Source organism: Phormidesmis sp. 146-33 (assembly GCF_052939515.1).
In genome coordinates this window covers 51,061-71,610 of sequence record NZ_JBJPHU010000029.1, presented here as the reverse complement: position 1 = coordinate 71,610, position 20,550 = coordinate 51,061, and the positions used below count along the sequence as shown (strand labels likewise).

17 protein-coding genes are annotated in these 20,550 nt (G+C 48.0%); 10 read left to right on the top strand and 7 right to left on the bottom strand.

The genetic code is table 11. The features are described from left to right. Positions 1–369: 369 nt before the first annotated feature. Complete coding sequence (locus ACJ2PR_RS14040; RefSeq protein WP_446871486.1) at positions 370–2,280, top strand: ABC-F family ATP-binding cassette domain-containing protein; 1,911 nt, start codon at positions 370–372, stop codon at positions 2,278–2,280. Between the two features lie 362 nt (positions 2,281–2,642). Here ACJ2PR_RS14040 and ACJ2PR_RS14035 read toward each other — a convergent pair whose 3' ends face one another. Continuing rightward, positions 2,643–2,876, bottom strand: coding sequence for a photosystem II protein, Psb35-related (locus ACJ2PR_RS14035; protein ID WP_446857944.1), 234 nt, complete (start codon positions 2,874–2,876; stop codon positions 2,643–2,645). A 580-nt stretch (positions 2,877–3,456) separates the two neighbouring features. Here ACJ2PR_RS14035 and aroF point away from each other — a divergent pair. Next, entirely contained in the window at positions 3,457–4,308 is an 852-nt protein-coding gene (gene aroF, locus ACJ2PR_RS14030; protein WP_446857943.1) for a 3-deoxy-7-phosphoheptulonate synthase, read from the top strand. 83 nt (positions 4,309–4,391) lie between these two features. Here aroF and ACJ2PR_RS14025 read toward each other — a convergent pair whose 3' ends face one another. Then, positions 4,392–4,952, bottom strand: a complete 561-nt coding sequence (locus ACJ2PR_RS14025) for an AAA family ATPase (protein WP_446877457.1) — start codon at positions 4,950–4,952, stop codon at positions 4,392–4,394. 9 nt (positions 4,953–4,961) lie between these two features. Beyond that, entirely contained in the window at positions 4,962–6,257 is a 1,296-nt protein-coding gene (locus tag ACJ2PR_RS14020; RefSeq protein ID WP_446877456.1) for a glucose-1-phosphate adenylyltransferase, read from the bottom strand. 328 nt (positions 6,258–6,585) lie between these two features. Here ACJ2PR_RS14020 and gcvT point away from each other — a divergent pair, with 328 nt between their 5' ends. Then, positions 6,586–7,698: a glycine cleavage system aminomethyltransferase GcvT gene (gene gcvT / locus ACJ2PR_RS14015; protein WP_446877455.1), complete on the top strand. Its 1,113-nt coding sequence runs from the start codon at positions 6,586–6,588 to the stop codon at positions 7,696–7,698. Between the two features lie 97 nt (positions 7,699–7,795). Next, on the top strand, positions 7,796–8,158 hold the full coding sequence (locus ACJ2PR_RS14010; RefSeq protein WP_446877454.1) for a hypothetical protein: 363 nt from the start codon (positions 7,796–7,798) through the stop codon (positions 8,156–8,158). A gap of 530 nt (positions 8,159–8,688) precedes the next feature. Here ACJ2PR_RS14010 and ACJ2PR_RS14005 read toward each other — a convergent pair. After that, positions 8,689–9,822 carry a hypothetical protein gene (locus ACJ2PR_RS14005; RefSeq protein WP_446877453.1) on the bottom strand — a complete coding sequence of 378 codons (1,134 nt, stop codon included), beginning with the start codon at positions 9,820–9,822 and terminating at the stop codon, positions 8,689–8,691. 446 nt (positions 9,823–10,268) lie between these two features. On the opposite strand from ACJ2PR_RS14005, the gene ACJ2PR_RS14000 reads away from it, so the two are divergent. Beyond that, positions 10,269–10,970, top strand: coding sequence for an esterase/lipase family protein (locus ACJ2PR_RS14000; RefSeq protein WP_446877452.1), 702 nt, complete (start codon positions 10,269–10,271; stop codon positions 10,968–10,970). A gap of 232 nt (positions 10,971–11,202) precedes the next feature. Continuing rightward, complete coding sequence (locus tag ACJ2PR_RS13995; RefSeq protein ID WP_446877451.1) at positions 11,203–11,859, top strand: cytochrome b N-terminal domain-containing protein; 657 nt, start codon at positions 11,203–11,205, stop codon at positions 11,857–11,859. Here the strand turns inward: ACJ2PR_RS13995 and ACJ2PR_RS13990 are convergent. Beyond that, positions 11,856–12,818, bottom strand: a complete 963-nt coding sequence (locus ACJ2PR_RS13990; protein ID WP_446877450.1) for a choice-of-anchor Y domain-containing protein — start codon at positions 12,816–12,818, stop codon at positions 11,856–11,858. The two genes, ACJ2PR_RS13995 and ACJ2PR_RS13990, sit on opposite strands and share 4 nt — an antisense overlap. Before the next feature lie 303 nt (positions 12,819–13,121). Continuing rightward, positions 13,122–13,520 (bottom strand): hypothetical protein, encoded by a 399-nt coding sequence (locus ACJ2PR_RS13985; RefSeq protein ID WP_446877449.1) that lies wholly within the window; start codon positions 13,518–13,520, stop codon positions 13,122–13,124. Here ACJ2PR_RS13985 and ACJ2PR_RS13980 point away from each other — a divergent pair. From ACJ2PR_RS13980 to ACJ2PR_RS13970, 3 genes are all read left to right on the top strand, one after another. Further along, positions 13,486–14,097 carry a hypothetical protein gene (locus ACJ2PR_RS13980; RefSeq protein WP_446877448.1) on the top strand — a complete coding sequence of 204 codons (612 nt, stop codon included), beginning with the start codon at positions 13,486–13,488 and terminating at the stop codon, positions 14,095–14,097. The genes ACJ2PR_RS13985 and ACJ2PR_RS13980 overlap by 35 nt on opposite strands. Before the next feature lie 479 nt (positions 14,098–14,576). Then, positions 14,577–16,769, top strand: coding sequence for a DEAD/DEAH box helicase (locus tag ACJ2PR_RS13975; protein WP_446877447.1), 2,193 nt, complete (start codon positions 14,577–14,579; stop codon positions 16,767–16,769). A gap of 136 nt (positions 16,770–16,905) precedes the next feature. Next, positions 16,906–17,163, top strand: a complete 258-nt coding sequence (locus tag ACJ2PR_RS13970; protein WP_446857931.1) for a hypothetical protein — start codon at positions 16,906–16,908, stop codon at positions 17,161–17,163. 1,195 nt (positions 17,164–18,358) lie between these two features. Here the strand turns inward: ACJ2PR_RS13970 and ACJ2PR_RS13965 are convergent. Beyond that, positions 18,359–18,898, bottom strand: coding sequence for an Hsp20/alpha crystallin family protein (locus ACJ2PR_RS13965; protein WP_446857930.1), 540 nt, complete (start codon positions 18,896–18,898; stop codon positions 18,359–18,361). Positions 18,899–19,315: 417 nt separating this feature from the next. On the opposite strand from ACJ2PR_RS13965, the gene ACJ2PR_RS13960 reads away from it, so the two are divergent. After that, complete coding sequence (locus tag ACJ2PR_RS13960) at positions 19,316–20,401, top strand: spore photoproduct lyase family protein (RefSeq protein ID WP_446877446.1); 1,086 nt, start codon at positions 19,316–19,318, stop codon at positions 20,399–20,401. Positions 20,402–20,550 lie beyond the last annotated feature (149 nt).

The following is a 20,550-nucleotide window of genomic DNA, read 5'->3' as shown; positions in this document are numbered from 1 at the left end:
CAACTGGTTTGCTGACTGTTGTTACTGTACTCCATAAACCTGAAATGTGCTGTAGATCCGCCGAATGATGCTGTGCGCCAGCAAAGGCGAGATAACGATGCTTGTCATGTTCACACATGAGTGACCGCCGATGAAGTAGATTACTCTCTAACAAAGCACAATCGTTCAGCCAGAAACTCTAGTGATCAGTCAATAACGTTGCTATCGCTAAACTCAGCCAAGGCAAGCTGGTATGAATTAGCATGACTACCGAGAAGTATCAACGCAGTCTAAAAGAGTCCCCAAACTTCTGAGATGAATTGTCGATCGCTGCCTAAAGTGATTGCAGAATGTTAACGTAAATGGGGGCTTTTCTAACTGGGAAATCGAATGAGTCTGTTTACGTTGCGATCGGTCAGCAAAGATTTTGGCATTAAAGAGCTTCTTAAGGATGCCAGCTTTAGCATTGAGGAAGGCGATAAGGTTGGGTTGATTGGTACTAACGGATCGGGCAAATCGACACTGCTAAAAATGATCGCAGGACTGGAGCCGATCGACGCGGGACAACGCCTGGTCAATCCCAGCGCCAGAATTGTCTACCTTCCCCAACAGCCCGAAATCGACGAAGACCGCACCATTCTTGAGCAAGTGTTTGCCGACAGCGGTGAACAAATGTCACTGGTTCGAGAATATGAGGAACTGTCAGACAAGCTGGCTCACGGACAGGGCGACCAAATGGCACTGATGGCTCGATTGTCTGAAGTGTCTCATCAAATGGAAGCCGTTGGCGCTTGGGAACTGGAAACCAACGCCAAAATCGTCCTGACCGAGTTAGGAATTGATGACGTTAGCGCTCGAATTGGCGATTTGTCGGGCGGCTATCGCAAACGGGTGGCTTTGGCGACGGCGCTCTTGTCTCAACCCGATGTCTTGCTGATGGATGAGCCAACCAACCATTTAGATGCAATGTCGGTCGAGTGGCTGCAAAGCTATTTGAATCGATATCGAGGCGCTTTATTATTAATCACGCACGATCGCTATTTTCTCGATCGCGTCACCAATCGGATTCTAGAAATCGATCGCGGCGATCTTTACACCTATTCCGGCAACTATTCTTACTACTTAGAGAAAAAAGCCCTCGCCGAAGAATCTTCTGTCAGCACTCAGCGCAAACATCAAGGCGTTTTGAGACGAGAATTAGAGTGGCTAAAACGCGGGCCAAAAGCGAGAAGCACCAAGCAAAAAGCTCGGATTGATCGCATTCACGATATGCAAAATCGTGAGTTTAAGCAATCAGTTGGAAAGGTCGATATTGCTACGGCTGGACGCAGAATTGGTAAAAAAGTTATTGAATTAACGAATATTTCTAAAGCGTATGACGATCGCGTTTTAATTAAAGATTTCACTTATGAGTTTAGTCCCGACGATCGCGTGGGCATCATCGGCGGCAACGGTGCTGGAAAATCAACGCTGATGAATATTATTACCGGACAAATTGAACCTGACTCCGGCAAAGTAGACATTGGCAGCACGATTCACATTGGCTATTTTGACCAGCATTCTGAGGAGTTAATTCACTCGCTCAATCAAGATCAGCGCGTCATCGACTATCTCAAGGAAACCGCAGAATTAGTCACGCTGGCCGATGGAAGTGTGATCACCGCGTCTCAAATGTTGGAGCGATTCTTATTTCCGAGCAGTCAGCAATATGCGCCGATTCACAAGCTGTCTGGCGGCGAAAAGCGGCGATTGTTTTTGCTGCAAGTGCTATTGAGTGCGCCAAACGTTTTGATTTTAGACGAACCAACGAATGATTTAGATGTCCAGACCTTAGCCGTTTTAGAAGAATATTTGGAAGGATTTAATGGCTGTGTGATTGTAGTCTCGCACGATCGCTACTTTCTCGATCGCACCGTCGAAACTATCTTTGCACTTGAACCCGGCGGCAATTTGAGACAGTATCCCGGCAACTATTCAGTTTATCTAGATTACAAAAAAGAAGAAGATAACAACGTTTCAAAGCCAGAGGAAAAACCTACTAAACCGATAGAACTACCCGCGACATCCACCGCCAACAAATCGCGTAAAATCTCCTTCAAAGAGAAGCGCGAATATGAGCAGCTAGAGGCACAAATTCCTCAGATGGAAGCCGAAAAAGCAGAGATCGAAAAGAAACTCTACGGCACTCCGCCCGATGGATTTAGTAAAGTCCAAAAACTGTCCGAGCGATTAGCAGAACTCGACCACTTGATCGAAACTTCTACAGAACGCTGGCTCGAATTAGCGGAAGCGATCGGGTAGTTTGAATTGGAAATTTTATCTTCAAGATCTCCTAGCATGGGGAATTTAAGGGGCAGAAGCTTGACATCGAGACGAAAAAACTTCGTCGAATTCACGTTTATTTAACGTCAGTTCGATGAGAGTGACTCGCTTCGTTTCAATCGGCTTCAGCCCCCTAAATCCCCCACAAGTGAGGGACTTTGAACGAGAAATATTGTCTCAAAGTCCCCCAAAATTGGGGGGTTGGGGGGCAGAAGTGCTGAATAACGAAGCGAGAAAATTCCATCGAATTCACGTTTATTTAAGACAAAAATCGACGCAAAAAAGCCCCAGTCGTTAAACCAGGGCTGAAGAGTCTCAAACTTACAATTCTTAAAATCTAACTACGCATCGGGAAGCGATCGACTAGCGTAGGCATCCATTGCATAAGCGGGAACTCGGTTGCTGTAGTCGATTTCACTTCCTGTGATCGACTCTGCCAACGTTTCAAACGACTCAGAGCGCCAGTTGCGTTCGTGGATGGGCTTGGTCTGTTCGCCTCGAAAATAAGCCTGCGTACCCAACAACGCTACCGCCGCCCAACCAATTACAAACAAGGCAATTAAAATCGCTGTCATTGTCAAACCTCTTTCTGAGAGTGAAGTGAAATCTGTAACAAGGACTTAGCGGGCTGAAATCGCTCCGGGTTGTCTCTGTCTTATGTAAACAAACATAACAGCGATTGTTACAAAGTGTCAAGAGAGTTTGCAGACAATCAAGGATTATGCTAGAAAACTGATGGTTGTAGCCCGATCGGGGAGTTGACTTGCACCGATCCCTCTGTTAAGTTCAAAGAACAAAGTTTTTGGACACGTTTCTCGACAAGGGGATTTTTCGCTTCATGTCTCACAGACCTTCCTACTTTTACTTTTTTTGGCGCGAGGCGGTTCACTTGGGGTGAATGAAGTTCTGTGTGAACGCCCCAGTGAACCGTAGAGCCAACTCTGCGGTTTTTTTATTGCCAGACCCTTCACCTTCGACCCTCATGCTGCTCAAAATCTACTTTTTTGGATTTTATTTTTGGCCCCACAGAAGTTCTGGGTGAAGGTCGTCGCGTCTGTCTTCGTCTCCCGGAACTGCTCACAAGGGTTCCGGTTTTTTTTGCTCGTTTTGGCTCAATTTTTCCAACCAACTCTTCCCAATTAAGGACTCAATCAAATGCTGGATGCCAAGTTAGTTTCTAAGTCTGACGCTGCTCAACACACGATCGTTCGTCTCTCAGATCAGGTGGCGATCGGGGGACAAAAAATCGTCATCTTCGGCGGCCCCTGTACCGTTGAAAGCATGGCGCAAATGGAAGCCGTCGCCTCATCGCTGCAAACCGCCCCGGTGCAAGCCATTCGAGGTGGAGTTTACAAACCGCGCACGTCGCCCTACGCCTTTCAGGGAATGGGTTTAGAAGGACTGGAAATTCTCGCCTCGGTGCGCCAGCGTTATGGAATGCCCGTCGTGACGGAGGTGATGGCTATCTCGCAGATTGAGGAAATTTCTGCTTACGCCGACATGCTGCAAATCGGCAGCCGCAATATGCAAAACTTCGATCTGTTGAAAGCGATCGGTCAGGCAAATAAGCCCGTATTGTTAAAGCGGGGACTGTCAGCGACGATCGAAGAGTTTGTCATGGCCGCTGAATATGTGGTCAGCCACGGCAATCCCAATGTCGTTTTGTGTGAGCGAGGCATCCGAAGCTTCGACCCCTACACGCGCAATGTTTTGGATCTGGGTGCGGTCGTCGCGTTGAAACAAATTACGCATCTCCCGGTGATTGTCGATCCGAGCCATGCCGCCGGAAAACGCGAACTGATTGCCGATTTGTCGAGAGGCGCGATCGCTTGTGGTGCCGATGGTCTGATCATCGAGTGTCACCCCGAACCCGAAAAATCTGTCTCTGATGCGCGTCAGGCGCTCTCACTGCCAGACATGGTGCAATTAGTTCACAGCATCAAGCCCGTTGCCGAAGCCGTTGGGCGACAAGTGTATGACTTTCAGCGTCAGTTGGCTGTGGTCTAGGGCAGTTAAAGATAAAGGCACAGATTCCTAATTTGACGTTGGCTCAAAGTTCCCCAAGGTTGGGGGATTGGGGGGCAGAAGCGCTAAACAACGCAGCGAACAGACTTCATCGACCCGACGTTAATTTGAAGAAATTGGGGATCTGGTGCGCCGTCTAGAGAAAGCGATCGCAACTCATCCAGTCCCTCTACGATCGTCGGAGGTGCCCCCTGCAAGCGACGATCCATTCGTAAGATTATGGCTTCTGGCACCTGGCGACTTCTGGCTTGATTGCGCGCTAGACAGACAGAAAGTGGCGTATTAATCCATAGCCCCACGATGTGAGAAAAGCCCATTTTTCGAGCGAGATGGATCGCCTGTCGTCGCTGTTTCCTCACGGCATTCGTCGCATCATAAACTGCCAGAGAAGCTTGTCCCACTTCAATCTGACGCACCGCTTCCTGAAACTGCCGCCGCACTTCTAGCCAAATTTTTAGCCACGACCCCTGAGTTGATTCATCGCCAAATAGCTGCGATCGAATCCCATCCGTCGAGATCAAAATTGAATCGGGATGAGTAGTCAGCAGCGATCGTGCAAACGTTGACTTACCACTTCCCGGCAACCCAATCAAAATCACAAGAGACGAACCCCCAGAGCCGTTCATCCCTCATCCCTAAATAATCGTCCCATCCGGAATCGTCGCGTTCTTCAACACCACCACAATCCCGCTACGAATATAGAATCCTAGATTTTCGCGTTCGGCTTCTTCGACTCGATCTTTGTTGACAATCTGAACGTTGCAGCCAATTCGAGCATTTTTATCAATGATGGCCCGCCGGACGATCGTATCCGAGCCGATTCCCAAAGGCACTTCTGGGCTATCACAATCCAATCCTGACGGGCGTTCTGCTCCTCCTTGATAGAGGTCAGCTCCCATAACCAGAGTATCTTCGACAACGCTGCCCGACTCGATGCGCGATCGCACGCCTAAGACAGAATGATGCACCCGACAATCTTTGAGAATGCAGCCCTCACCGATCAGCGACTCAGTAATCTTGCAGTCTAGATACTTACTCGGTGGCAAAAAGCGGTGACGAGTATAGATAGGAGCCTTTTCGTCGTAGAAGCTGAAGGGCGGATCGGGCTGATGAGTCAGGGCTAGATTGGCTTCGTAGAAGGCTTCGATCGTTCCAATATCCGCCCAATAATCGTTAAAGAGAAACGCCTGAATGTTGTGAGTCTGCGCCGAATGAGGAATGATTTCTTTGCCAAAGTCGGTGCGATCGGGCGCTTGTCGAAGCAGTTTCATCAAGGCTTCTTTCTTGAAGACATAAATCCCCATCGACGCAATGTAGGGATTCTGTTTCGCCTCGTCGGGGTTGAGTCCCAAAATACTCGTATCGACCTGCATCGATTTCAACGCATCACCTTTAGGCTTTTCGCTAAAGTCAATGACGCGCCCAGCTTTGTCGATCTTCATCAGACCAAAATCAGAAGCGCGGCGATCGTCCATCGGTACAACAGACAACGTAATGTCAGCATCGGTTTCGCGGTGACGTTGTACAAACTGACGGTAATCCATCCGATACAAATGGTCGCCAGAGAGAATCAAAAATTCATCAACATCCCATTCTTGAAACAACCAGAGGTATTGACGCACCGCATCGGCTGTTCCTTGAAACCAGTTAGGATTTTCGGGAGTTTGTTGAGCGGCAAGCACTTCGACAAAGCCATCACTAAAGCCAGAAAAATTGTAGGCTCTGGTTAAGTGGCGATTAAGGGAAGCCGAATTAAACTGAGTCAGAACATAAATCTTAAAGATTTCTGAGTTGATGCAATTACTGACAGGAATATCAATCAGGCGATATTTTCCCGCTAGAGGCACCGCAGGTTTTGCCCGTTGCTTAGTTAATGGATAAAGGCGGGTTCCGGCTCCTCCGCCAAGAATAATAGATAAGACTCTTTTCACAAAAAAACCTCTTTGCTGCCACTTCGACTCCCAACTTTAGTGTGTGCTTGTATGGTTCCGTTGACAAGGGGTTAGCGCAAGAGAATCGTAAATTGGGGATCGAGAAGAAGGTGATGAGGGAGAACTTTGTTCCGCTTCGCGAGAAAGGATGAGTCATTCAGAATCTCGTATTCGCCCACAGGTTCACACATCCATTGTCATCTACATCACATTCATAGTTTTCACACATTACTTCTCCTCCCTCCTCCCTCCTCTCTCCTCTCTCCTCCCTCCTCCCTGCCTTTCCCTGCTACCTTAATTTGAGAACTTAACAAAGGACGATCGACTCGTGACTCAATCCCCTGAAATCCTCGCTCGCACGCCTCTATTTGATTTAGCAATAGACCTCAAAGCTAGAATGACTGGTTTTTCGGGGTGGGAGATGCCTGTGCAGTTTGGAGGAATTGGGCAAGAACATCAGGCGGTGCGATCGACCGCAGGCATGTTTGATATTTCGCATATGGGCAAATTTGCGCTGACTGGGAAGGACGTGCTGAGTCAGATTCAACGATTGGTGCCGTCTGATCTGAGTCGCCTACAGCCGGGTCAAGCTCAATATACGGTGTTGCTCAATCCTCAAGGCGGGATTGTTGATGATCTGATTTTCTATTACCAGGGGTTGGATGCCGATAACAATCAGCGTTGGATGATCATTGTCAATGCGGCGACGACACTCAAAGACAAAACCTGGATGTTAGAGAATATGGATATGGAAGCGATCGCATTCACCGATCAGTCTTCCAAAGTTCTGATTGCCCTCCAGGGGCCAGAAGCGGTTCGGCATTTTCAAGCGTTTGTGGATGCGGACTTGTCGCCAATTAAACCGTTTGGCCATTTAGAAGCGTCTGTTTTGGGTGAGCCTGCCTTTATCGCTCGCACGGGCTACACCGGAGAAGATGGGTTTGAGGTGATGCTCGATCCGACGGTGGGAAGAGAACTGTGGCGATCGCTGCTGACTTCTGGAGTCGTGCCCTGTGGTCTGGGTGCCCGCGACACGCTAAGACTCGAAGCGGCAATGGCACTCTATGGACAAGACATCAATGACACCACAACTCCCCTAGAAGCGGGACTGGGCTGGGTCGTGCATCTTGATACCAAGGGTGACTTTATTGGTCGATCGGTCTTAGAACAGCAAAAGCGAGACGGCGTTGCCAAAAAAATCGTCGGGTTACAAATGCAGGGACGCAACATTGCTCGACATGACTATCCGATATTGCACGAAGGTCAACAGGTCGGAATTGTCACAAGTGGAACGTTGTCACCGACTTTAGGAAGTGCGATCGCTTTAGGATATGTGCCACTTGATCTCGCCCAACCCGGTCAGCTAGTCGAAGTTGAGATTCGCGGAAAAAGCTACTTAGCCACCGTTGTAAAACGCCCCTTCTATCGAGCCAAAAAGTAATTCTGCTGATGTGTTTCAGTTTTCAGAACAGGTTCGAGGATTAGCGTGGGAATGATGAAGAAATAGTATTTGCAATTTTGTCAGTGGAGCAACTGAGGTGGAATTGATAGTAAACGGTATTCTCTATTACCTTGATCACCTTCAAGATGTTGATTACTTGGCTGCGATTGTTAACTCAACATCTTCATCAAAACTCTGCAATATCATTGTTGAACTCTTGCAGTCAAAGAATGCTGAAACCGTTCATCTAACTTGTCTTTTTGTTCGAGACTTAATACTGATTGGATCTCGGCATCCTGACTCCAAAAAATTTGTACAAGAATATCCAGAGTCTCCGATCGTCAAAATTCTTGAACAACTACTTCTTTCTGACAATCACTTTACTCGGAAGCAGGCGGTTTATACCCTGGGTAAGACTTGTAACTATAGCAGTTTACACAACACGATGGGCAGTTATTGATGCGCTACATATCGTTGGTGATGATGCTCAATCACAAAGTGAACTATTCCAGAGTAAATTCAGGTGTATTGAGCAATTGCGACAAGATTCAAATCTTTTTGTTCAAAGAGAGGCAGAATATGACTGTCAGCTTTTAAAGTTTAGTAGCGAGAGCGGTGATTTATTGAAGGCAGAGCGTAAAAAGAAACGGAAAAATCTGGAGCGGCAATACAAACCAGCAGTTTGGTACACTCGCGTATCAAGTTCGTTTGTACATTACTTGAGTACGAGAGGGTTAACACAATACTCTGTGAGTGAGCTTGAAGGATTCATTGCGAACACTACTCGTAACATACCAATATGAAGCGGTACAGGTTGCGATTCAGTCACTCGATTGTATCGGGCGTTTGTACACTTGCAATTTCATTGAGCAGCAATCCTAAGTTTATAGACATGATTGAGCGATCAAGAAAGCGTCGTTGCTCAGAAGGCAGCATTTCCAACGATGAGATGCGCGGACGCTTGGGTCTAAACAAGCAATCACTCAACTGTTAGCTAGTCGGCTGATTCGGTGGTTGAGCTTCGGGTTTAAAGGTTAGCTCGATTTTGTAGATTACATATTTTCCATCTACGGGCTTTAAGTCTTTGATCTGCTGATTAATCGCTCTCTCAGCAAGCAGGTCTAAATACCGATAGCCCGATCGACCCAACACAGCCGGAGCGCCAACCATCTTACCTTGTGGATCAATGAGAACATAAACCAGTGCAGGACTGTACCTTTCGGTGAGTGGGGCAGGCGATCGATACAGTATTTCACTCTTAATGACTTGTTCTGTTAAATCTTCAGCCGCAATGTCCTTGTTAGTAATATTTTCCTCAAACCATTTGGCGTAGTTTTGCGTCGCTTGCTGTCCCCATTCGCTCTCAGTTGCGCCCATCGGATTAAAGACAAAATTCTCACGGGCGTAGAGTTCTTGAAGCTGACGATTTTCGGCTAACAAGCGACTGCTAGGAGAAACTGGGGACTGTGACGGAGTGGCACTTGCCGAATTGTTTCCTGGAGTTGAAGGATTTGGATTGTTTGCTGCTTGATCGTTGGGGTCAGGTACAACTGGAGCAGCAGGCAGCCGAGGAATATTACGATCGGTTGCTCCAGAAGGTATTTGGTCAGGTGGAAGCGGTTGAGAGGGTGGCTTGTCAGGTGAAGTGGGATCGTCGGGAGTTTGAACCTTGGTTCGATCGGGAGAGATTACAGGTGTTGTGTTGGGTTTGAAAATGTAGCGAGAAATGTCAAACGGCGGCTGAGGCTGCACACGCGGAGTTGGCACACTCAAGTCAGGAATCTTATATAACTGCGATGCATCTGGTAAAGGCGACTGCGGAAACGGCTGGCCCAACGGCACATTAAATTTGGCACTCGAATCAGGCAGCGGCGGCAAGCCAAACTGAGATGTGAGCGGCGATTGGGGTAGACGGCTTTGTTCTTGTGGAGTCAAATTGACCAGGCGCACCGATCGCAAGTCTGGCTGTTCGGGGGGTGAGGTCAATGCGGGCAGCGTGGCAAAGAAAAACAGATGCGCCCCCAGCGAACCAAATAGTGCCAGAGATGCAGGCTGTTGCAACAGATCAGGCAGATTTCTAACAAACGAGGAGAAAGCAGAAGAGGGGGCGATCGGCTGATTCATAACAAGTCCATGACAAGTAATCGGGGCAGAGAGAAACAATCCCGCTCAGATCTTAGCTTCAGACTGGGAGATTGGGGAGGAGGGAGGAGGGAGGAGGGAGGAGGGAGGAGGGAGGAGGGAGGAGGGAGGAGACTTTGGACAGAATAGGCTTTTAACCTCTGGTCTAACGTCTCTGGTCTAACGTCTCTGGTCTAATACCAAATTGATCTTTGAGTGCTACAGATCTGGGAGAGCAACCTAAATTCGCCACTTGTGGAGAACTTCAAGCCAAAGAAGTCTCGGATTCTCAAAGTCCCCCAGACTGGGGGATTTAGGGGGCGACGGATCTGTAGCATTAACAAATTGATTTGGTCTAACGTCCCTGGTCTTGTACCTTTGCTAAACCTCAAAAAGTTAGAAGAGTGTCCTAAGCTAAATAAATCTTCATCTCTCTCTACTGATTTTTCATGCCTTTACCTACCGTGATTTTGCCAGGTTACCTCGCCAGCGCGATCGACTACCGACTCATGGAGCAGACCCTCAACGATTTGGGCTATCCGACGGTGACCGTACCTTTGCTCAAACGCACCTGGTTTCCGACGCTGGGCGGTCGATCGGTTTTGCCAATATTAGAATGGCTCGATCGCACCGTTCAAACTGTGATGCAAAAGTATGATGCGCCCAAGGTGAACTTGATTGGACATTCGGCAGGCGGTTGGATATCGCGCATTTACCTCGGAGAACAGCCCTACGACGTGCATGGAGTCTTGCCTGACAAAACCTATGTGTGGAAAGCGCATTCCTTTGTCGCCAACCTCGTCGCACTCGGAACGCCGCACATCAGTTTAGAACGGTGGGCCTTGAGAAACCTGAATTTCGTCAACGAGACTTATCCAGGTGCGTTCTATTCAGACGTGCGCTATGTCTGTGTGGCGGGTAAAGCGATTTTGGGCGATCGTCGATTGGGTCAGTGGTTGGCTTACAGCAGCTATCAAATTACCTGCGGACAAGGAAACTGTTGGGGAGATGGCATCACACCGATCGTCGCGGCTCATCTCAAAGGTGCCGAAAATATTACGCTAGACAACGTTCGACATTCCCCGCGATCGGGGGGTCTCTGGTATGGCACTCCCAGCGTAATCGAGCAGTGGGCAACTTATCTGACGTGAATTCGCTTTACAACGAAGCGAAAACCCTCAATCAAATTTACGGTTCTTTAGATTAGACAAGTCGAGAAGTGCTTCGGTTATCTTCCTGCCTTTTGGGAGAGGGGCGCGATCGCAAAGTCCCATATCTTAATTAAAGAAACAAATCTTAAAGTTCTGCGGGTTTCAAAATCACGCTTAGACAAATGACCCAGCAAATCATTCGGGTCTGTCTCACAAAATTTCCTGTACGTTTATGAAAAATCCTGCTTTTGTCCTTCGTCGCCTTTCGACCATTTTGGCAGTCGTAATTCTAACGCTGACGTTGATTGCGGCCAGTTCTGGCATTCTTTTAGCTTTTTATTACCAACCTTCTGCTGGAGGCGCTTACGATTCGCTAAAACTACTCGATACGGAGGTGGCGTTTGGGTGGCTGGTTCACTCAATGCACAATCTCGCCGGAAACCTGGTGATCGGGGTTGGGCTGATTCAGATCGTGGTGATGTTTTTGGGCGAACGGTTTCGCAAAAGTTGGCTGACGGCCTGGGTGAGCGGCATTTTGTTTACGCTGTCAGCGATCGGTCTAGCCTGGACTGCGATGATTCTCACCTGGGATCAGCTTGGCTATTGGCGGTTCAAAATTGAGTTGGGCACGATCGAAGCCATTCCGCTAATTGGGCCGACCCTGAGAGACATTGTTACAGGCGGAGCGGTGGGCAGTCTTTCGGTCGAACATTTGTACACGATTCACAGCTATATTGTGTCGATCGCCGCTGTGACGTTGGCAGTTATTCATCTCGTCAGTCTCGTTTTTCAGGAAAAAGAAATCTTTGAGGAATCTCTGATTGACCTGGCAAAACAAGTAGAAGCGATCGAACAGGCAGAAAGCAAAGAGGCAGAAGTTTCTGTTTAACGATTTGATTTAGCACCTGCGGTCAGGACGCGACGGGTGAAAAACCAGGCCGCAATGCCAAGTAGCCCCAGATAAACAGAGGATTCTGGAATTTCTTTAGTAGGCTCTATATCCTCTTTGATTTTGGTTTGAAAGGTGATTGCAGGCGCATCCACTTCAACCTGAGAATCTTCAGTCTGCAACCTTGCGACGGGCGCGGACATTGGTATTAGTCGAGGCGTTGTTGGAGAAGAGATCGTAGGAGCCGCCGATCGAGCGATCGCAAAATCCGTCAGATCAATCTTGGCAATGCTGGTGTTGGCTCTAGCGGAGGTGGTGTTGTCGCCAAAAAACAAGGAGTTGGAAGTCGAGTAGAACGAGCCTTCGAGCGAATAGTTACGCAAAACGCCGCTGAGAATGGGAGCCTGATAGTTGCGATTGGCAAACAGATTGTAGGAATTGTCTTTGACAGAAAGTTCGTAGCGGGTCAGGGCAGTTCCAGGATTAAAGGCGGTCGTTTCGCCACGAGTAAATCGCGGAGGCTTGGTTGCGCCGTCGTTTTGCGCCCAGATGGAACCAGTTTTTTTGAGGGTGTCTGTCCAAAATCCCAGTTCAACTCCTTTTTTGTCGGCACCGAGGGCAATGACGCTAAAGCCTGCTCGATCGTTAGAACTGCTGTGCGTCTCAGACAAGAGCCGAATGTTGAATCCTAATGTGTAGCCCCGGTTGCGATCGAGGGCAAAGTTAGTAGGAATTCTGGCGTACCCGGCTTGCAGCGCATCGTTAGCTGTGGTGTTGAGCGTGGTGGCCCCTGCACTGACGGTTTGAGAGACACCCAAAGGGATAGAAGACATCCAGCCTTGAGCGCTAAGTGAGGTATTTTTAGAGCCATCGTAGAGGGTCAGTGTAGCGGCGCTACTAGAAGTGGCACCCGTAAATAGGGCAAGACTGACGGTAACAAAGATCCAAGCTTTTCTCATGGTGTATCAGTATCGTCGAGTGCCGTTTCAAACTATCACTGAATTAATCACAAAAAGATAAATCGAGATTGACTACACAGAATCTTGATGAAACGCAAAGTCACAGCCATCTTTAATCAGCGATGAATGCCAAAAAGTTATATGACTAATTGCATATGGAATAAGAACTAAATACAAAAGTGATTGCACTTTAGAAAAGCCTTTAAAGAGAAAGAGGAGGAAGCGATCGTTAATCAAAACAACCACACCCTCCTCAACCAGGAATCAGTGAATCAGAACTACGAACGCTCGAAAGCTCTAAAACTAAACGCTACAAACAGGCTTATCGTTGGCATTCATCCGAACTTTGCCTTCAGAACCATTGATCATAAAGGGCACTTCTTGATCCCCGACGACGCGCACAAACGCAGGGCGATCGGCAGCACAAGCCCGAATTGCGGCGGCCCAAGCGGTGATATCTTTGGCACTCTTATCGGTGATCGGCGTATTACTGGTAATCGAGGTATCTTTGACCACCTTAAGCTGCATCGGCAACGTAAAGAATGCAGGCGTTACAGGCGGAGTGGGAAACGAAATTTCTTTGATACCCGTGAGGCTTTCTTTCTCTAGCACCATAGTTTTCGCTCCCGATTCGGCTGGTTTTGCGTCGGCAGAGGGGGTGACGGGCGTGGAGGTTGACGGAGCAGGAGTCGAAGGAGTCATCTCAGCCGAAGGCGCGGTCGAAGGCGATGAGGGAGTCATTTCAGTCGAAGGCGATGAAGGAGTCATCTCAGTCGAAGGCGATGAGGGAGTCATTTCGGTCGATGGCGCGGTTGAAGGCGACGAAGGAGTCATCTCGGTCGATGGCGACGAAGGGGTCATCTCGGTCGATGGCGCGGTTGAAGGCGACGAAGGAGTCGTCTCGGTCGAAGGCGATGAAGGAGTCATCTCAGTCGAGGGCGCAGTCGAAGGCGATGAGGGAGTCATTTCGGTCGATGGCATCGTCTCGGAGGGCTTCATAGAAGGGGACGAGGGGGTCATCTCCTTTGACGGTGATGCGGGCATCATTTCAGTCGAAGGCGCTGTAGAAGGTGACGAAGGGGTCATCTCCATTGAGGGCATTCTAGAGGGTGCGGTAGGCATCATCTCAGGCGCAGGAGTTGTAGAGGGTTGGGCCTCCGTGCCAGGGGCCGCAGAAGGCATTATTTGCTGCGTGTTATTGGATGGCGTTTCGTCTGGTGCAGCAGAGGGCATCGCTTCGGTAGACGGCTTCTCAGAGGGAGTTGTCGGCTTTGACTGATTGTATTGCTGATCATATTGAGCCGATGCTGGAAGTGTTTGTCCGACAAGCATCGTAAGAATACTTGCAGCAGCAATTTTCTTTAACATGTTCGATTCGTCTCCGTAATAATCTGAGTATCTGTGTCACGATCGAGCGATTCTACGCCCTGTTTTATCCCGATTCACCGCGCTGATATCGGTAGAATTCGCACCTTGATTGCGTGACTATAATCTCCGTGCAGGTTATCTAACAACGGTTACGTCACCAATCTTCCTAAAGGTAGATTTCACTATTACAAAGAAATCAACTTCACTCATAATCAGTCGGGTAGGATGGGTTAACGTCTGATGGAGTCTTTGATTGAGTAGATTTGAGTCAATCCGCTGTGATGAGAATTTACGAGCGATCGTCCGTTTGAGTTTTGAATTTCTAATTTTGCGTTCCCAATGATTTATTCTGGGTAATCGCTAAATCGTATGTAGTTTCTGACGATCGCTATGATGCAAAGTTCTTATCAGCGTCTTGCTCCGTTTATCCAAGACTATATCTACAGCAATGGTTGGACTGATCTCAGGCAATCCCAAATCGAAGCCTGTCGCGTTTTGTTTGAAACAGATGCTCATTTACTCATTGCTGCGGGAACGGCATCCGGAAAGACTGAAGCAGCATTCTTGCCGATATTGACGCTGCTATACGAAAATCCTTCTCAAACGGTTGGGGCGCTATACATCAGCCCAATCAAAGCGTTGATCAATGATCAGTTCGATCGGTTGAATGACCTCTTGAAATATGCGGATATCCCAGTCTGGGCGTGGCATGGGGACGTAACTCAAAGTCGCAAAAAAAAGCTGTTAATTCAGCCCAAAGGCATACTTCAAATTACACCCGAATCGTTGGAGAGTTTGTTGATTAATAAAAACGCAGATCTCGATCGCTTGTTTGGCGATTTGCGGTTTGTGGTGATTGATGAAATCCATGCGTTTATGGGTAGCGATCGAGGCGATCAGATTCTTTGTCAGTTGTCGAGATTAGCCAAACGAACTCAAAATCAGCCGCGTCGAATTGGATTATCTGCCACTCTGGGCGATTATGGTTTGGCGGAGGAATGGCTGCGATCGGGGACAACTCAATCGGTCATCACACCCGACATTCAAGGCGGCGCGCGAAATATTCAACTCTCGATCGAACACTTCTACGATCCGGGTTTAGTCGTTCGCGCCAAAGGTGAAACTAAGGATTCTGCATTTAACCCTTATCATTTGCATTTATTTAATCAAAGTCAGGGGCGCAAATGTCTGATTTTTGCCAATGGACGGACGGCGACCGAAGAAGCGATCGCAGCCCTTCGCGAGATTGCTCAGGCGAAGGGATTTCCTGACATTTACCACGTCCATCACGGCAGTATTTCGGCTCCTTTGAGAGAAGCGGCTGAGGCGGCGATGCGAAAACCAGATACGCCGGCCGTGACTGCGGCAACGGTGACCTTTGAAATGGGGATTGATCTGGGGCAGCTCGATCGCGTCATTCAATTAGAATCTCCGTCGTCGGTGGCCAGCTTTTTGCAGCGATTGGGGCGATCGGGCAGACGGGGCGGGGCGGCAGAAATGCGGTTTATCTGTGCAGAAGACAAACCCACGGGCGAAGAGTCTCTACCCGAACAAATTCCCTGGCAACTCTTGCAGGCGATCGCGATTATTCAGCTTTATTTAGAAGAGAAATGGATCGAGCCGCTTCAGTCAGCAAAATATCCCTACAGTCTGCTTTATCACCAAACGATGAGTGTGTTAGTGTCGCTCGGTGAATTGTCTCCGGGAGCGTTGGCGCAGCAAGTTTTGACATTGGCACCCTTTCGATCGATCTCTCAAGATGAATATCGCCAACTGTTGCGGCACTGGATCGAAATCGACCACATTCAAAAAACTGTAGAAGGCGGATTAATCATTGGATTAGCAGGAGAAAAGATCGCTCGCAATTTTAAGTTTTACGCCATTTTTCCTGATGTAGAAGAGTACATCGTTAAGCAAGAAACCAAAACGATCGGCAGCATTGTTGTGCCTCCGAGTGAAGGCGATCGCTTCTCATTAGCAGGTCGCATCTGGGAAGTTTTGGAGGTGAATTCTAGAAAGAAGATTATCTCTGTCCAACTTACCAAACAGACCGGAACGTCGAGTTCGTGGCGCGGCAGTGCGGGTGATATTCATACTCGTGTGCTGCAACGAATGCGAAAAGTTTTGCAAGAAGACACGCAATATTCCTACCTGCAAGCGGGTGCAAAAGATCGATTGCAAGCAGCACGCCAGTTATCTAGAAACGGACTTATTCAAAATCCAATTGTGCTATTGGATGAAGAAATCTGCTGTATTTTTCCGTGGGCAGGCACGATCGCCTTTAGAACGTTAGAACGGTTCCTCAGATTTCATTGCAAACCTGCATTGGGCATCAAAAGTATTAAGGCTCGATCGCCCTACTTTCTCATCGTTAGATTGGGCAAGTGTAAGGTCGAAAGTCTGGAATATGAAGTGAAATCTCTCGCAGAAAGACACCTGAGTTCAGACGATTTACTCGATCCAGAAGAAGCCCCAAAACTGCAAAAGTACGATGAATTCATTCCCACCAATCTGCTGCAAAAAAGCTTTGTTTCTGACTACTTAAGGATCAGTGAGTTAGCCCAAATTATTCAGCGGTGGTAGCTTAAGCGAGGTTCCACTTTTTACGCTCCTCCTGTAGATGGATGACAGCTAGAAGATTTGCCTTCGTTTTTACAATATGAAGGGCGATCGACTGGTATGCTGGCTTACATCACTGTGAGTCGAGAGCAAAATTTTGATGAATACCTCACCGCTAGTCATCGATTTGGGCATGTCTGATATCGAGTATTTAGACTGTCTTGCACGGGGCATCGATCCGGTCAAAGCCTTTCGAGACAAGCTTTATGAGCAGGAGCTAAGAGAATACGGGTTTGCCGAGGCAGAAGCGCAAGCCATCGCACCGCTTTTAGAAAAGAGTGATTGCTCGATTTCAGAAAAAATCTTGGTCAACCGTGCTCTCAAACAAATTTGGAAACGCTTGAGCCGTAGTGTCTAGAAGTTTAACGGAATGAAGGGAACACACTATTGTGACTCAAGTTCGATCAGATTTTTTGCCGTATGATTTTGGCATTTCTGCTTGCCGAGTTTCTATAGAGGAGAACTTTGAGCTAGAAATTTAGCTTCAGGTTCTTTAGAAGGGCAGTTTAGTTGGCTCTCCTGAACTCGTAAATTGTGAAGAGATGCTATCGATTTCAACAGGGAACCAGGATTTTAATAAGTTGCTCAATAGCATGTTTGACAGATAAGTAGCCACGATCGCACAACTTGAACGATCGCTACTCCTTCTTTGCCACTTCAATCAGTTTCGTCAGCAGCCATATAAACAGGCAGACCAGGACGAGAGAAGCAGCCATTCCTCCCTGCTCGATGAGCTTGACAACCGTAGGACTTGCTAATTCGATTCCGGAAGTAGGCACCTGGATGGTGTTAGTAACTACGGAAGCTGAATTGCGAGGGAGAGCGTTAAAATTTGACATGAGGAAGCTGCCTCCTTTGGAGGTTGCGAATCAGATGATAAAAGGCGGTTACATGCGGTTCCAATGCTCGTAGCCGTCTTCATCAATACTATTTCTGCTATGAATACTGCACATCTTCTAAAGGTAAGAAGTTACCCCGTGTAGGGGATGACCCCCCATCTGTATCTATCTTTGTACCGAAATTTGGGGTTGACATGGGCCACTTCCATAACTGGCGCAGCTTAGAGAGTCTTATAAACTCTGAATACGATCTATTTCTTGAGATTGCTCTTCAAACCTTGCAAAACTACCCATAATCGATTGAGTTGCGCTAGTAGGCAGGGTTTCATGGGAGGAAACTCTATTAACCATGCCTATCACAGGGCATATGTCATTTGGCATCCCTGAGTAAACATAAAGAACAGTACGATACAACGTTTGATTTTGATTACGGATTTACTATGTTCACCAAACGCATTAGGTACTGTCCCTCTCTCTGAGCAAGCACGCCAAGACGGAACGAAGCGATCGCTCACTTTAATCGATCGCTCCATCCCGTCTGTTATCCATCCCAAAAAGTCAGTAAACTTAGAACGCGCTGTGCAACCTGGAATTCACATCTTTCCTTTTCAAGGCAGCTAAGGGGATCTCAACATGAACCAGCCGAGTGGAGTGATTCCGTAGGCATCCTTGAAAAGAGACGCTTAAATGAAGTTTCACATTGCGTAACTAAAGCTAATTTGAACTGCCAACCGCTTGGGATTGTTGCTGAGGTTGCCCATCAGACTGAGATTGTTGCCCACTGATTTGGGGTTGATTTTGCCCAGTCAGGCTAACAGTCACCACTCGATTCTTTTCTTCCTCAGCTTTGGGTAGCGTCAAGCTCAAAACGCCATGTTTGAAGTCGGCTTGAACCCGGTCGTTTTGAATGCGAGCAGGCAGAGGAATCACGCGCTGGAAACTGCCATAACGAAACTCCGATCGCCGCACTCCTTTATCTTCTTGCTTGACTTCAGACTTGCGCTCTCCACGAATTGCTACTGCTTCTGCGGTCACTTTCACATCTAAATCATTTGGCTCAATGCCGGGAAGCTCCATCTTGAGTTGAATCTGGTCAGGCGTTTCGTGGATTTCTGCCGCTGGGACAAAGTTAGAGCTAGTGATATCAGTCTGAGCATCGCCACCGTTGTAAGACATCATTTGGTCAAACAAGCGATTCATTTGCCGTTGCATGATGTCAATGTCGCGAAATGGATCAAACCTAACGATCGCCATATTTTTTCTCCATTCCTAAACAATCTCTTGATCTCGAAAACCTATTTATTTAACGTGAATTCGACGAAATACTTCACTCCGACTGCAAATTCAGGAACGCCCCCTAAATCCCCCACAAGGGAGGGACTTTGAACTGGAATTCTTGTCTTAAAGTCCCCCAAAATTGGGGGGTTGGGGGGCAGAAGTGCAAGATAACGAAGCGAAAAGTTCTATCGAACTGACGTTTATTTAAGGCTCTCTATTAATCAATTAACCTCAATTTTTAAGACGGCTCACCTCTCCAAAGAGTTAGATTTGATACGGTTTTAGAAGAGGTAGAGAACCCTACTCTTAAAGTCGTGAAATCCGCTCACAGCAGAGTTTTTCAGCCTTTGCATAACCGCCATAATAGAGAAAGAGCAAAGCTGGAGAACAAATTTGTTGAGTACAATTGCGAGTCCCATTTCTGCTGCTGACACCCATCCCAAAGCGCGTTTGTGGATGCCCGATCGCGTCATTTTTACCCCCGCTGCCCTCGACGAACCCTGGGGACAGCAGATCCTTTCACGAGTCAGAGCCTTGGATCTGCCTGTTGAAGAGTTGCCCAAGAATCGGCTGACTGGCTTGCGAGGAGAGACTGAGCGCGAGACCTACAGCATTTCTAAGCGCACGATGGCCGTCGTCACTGCGCCGCCGAGTAGTTTGAAGTTGAGTCCGATTCCCCCGTCTGCGGATTGGCAGTTTCACTTAGCTGAAGGCTGTCCTGCTCATTGTCAGTATTGTTATCTGGCGGGCAGTCTCAAAGGTGCGCCTGTGGTTCGAGCCTTTGCCAATTTGCCTCAGACCTTGCAGAATTTGGGCAACTATGAGCGCCCTGGGCAGGCTACCTCCTTTGAAGTGAGTTGTTATACCGACCCATTGAGCATTGAGCATTTGACGGGCAGCTTGTCGGAGTGTATTCGCTACTTTGGCACCCGCGAGGATGGTTATTTGCGCTGGGTTTCTAAGTTTGATGGGGTTGATGAGTTGTTGGATCTGCCACACAATGGTCATACGCGCTGTCGGTTTAGTGTGAATGCGGCTCCGATTAGCGATCGTCTCGAAGGGGGGACTGCATCCGTTGCTCAGAGACTTCAAGCTTTGAGAAAGTTGGCATTGCCTCGTGAGCGTGGGGGTGGCGGTTATCCGGTTGGTTTGGTGATTGCGCCGATCATGCCGATCGAGGACTGGGAAGAGGAGTACGATCGCTTGTTTGACTCGATCAGTCGTGCTTTAGATTTTGACTGTGACCTGACGTTTGAGCTAATTTCTCATCGCTTTACCCCTGGCTCTAAAGAGGTTTTGCAAAGCTGGTATCCCAACAGCAAGCTAGAGATGGATGAGTCAAAGCGAGTCATGAAGCGCAATAAGTTTGGCGGGGTCAAGTATGTGTATGACTCTGACACGATGAAGACGATGCGCCGCTTTTTTGAAGGGCAGATTGGCGATCGCTTTCCTCAAGCGCAGATTCTCTATTGGACGTAGGTTTTGAGGGGGGTCACTTCCGTGGTGAAGTCTTCTGCCCCCCAATCTCCCAACTCTAGGAAGCTTTATGAGAAGTGTTTTGGTTCAAAGCTTTCCTAGAGCGGAACGTTTCGATTCCAGAACGGAACGATCGACTTCTAAAGCGGAAC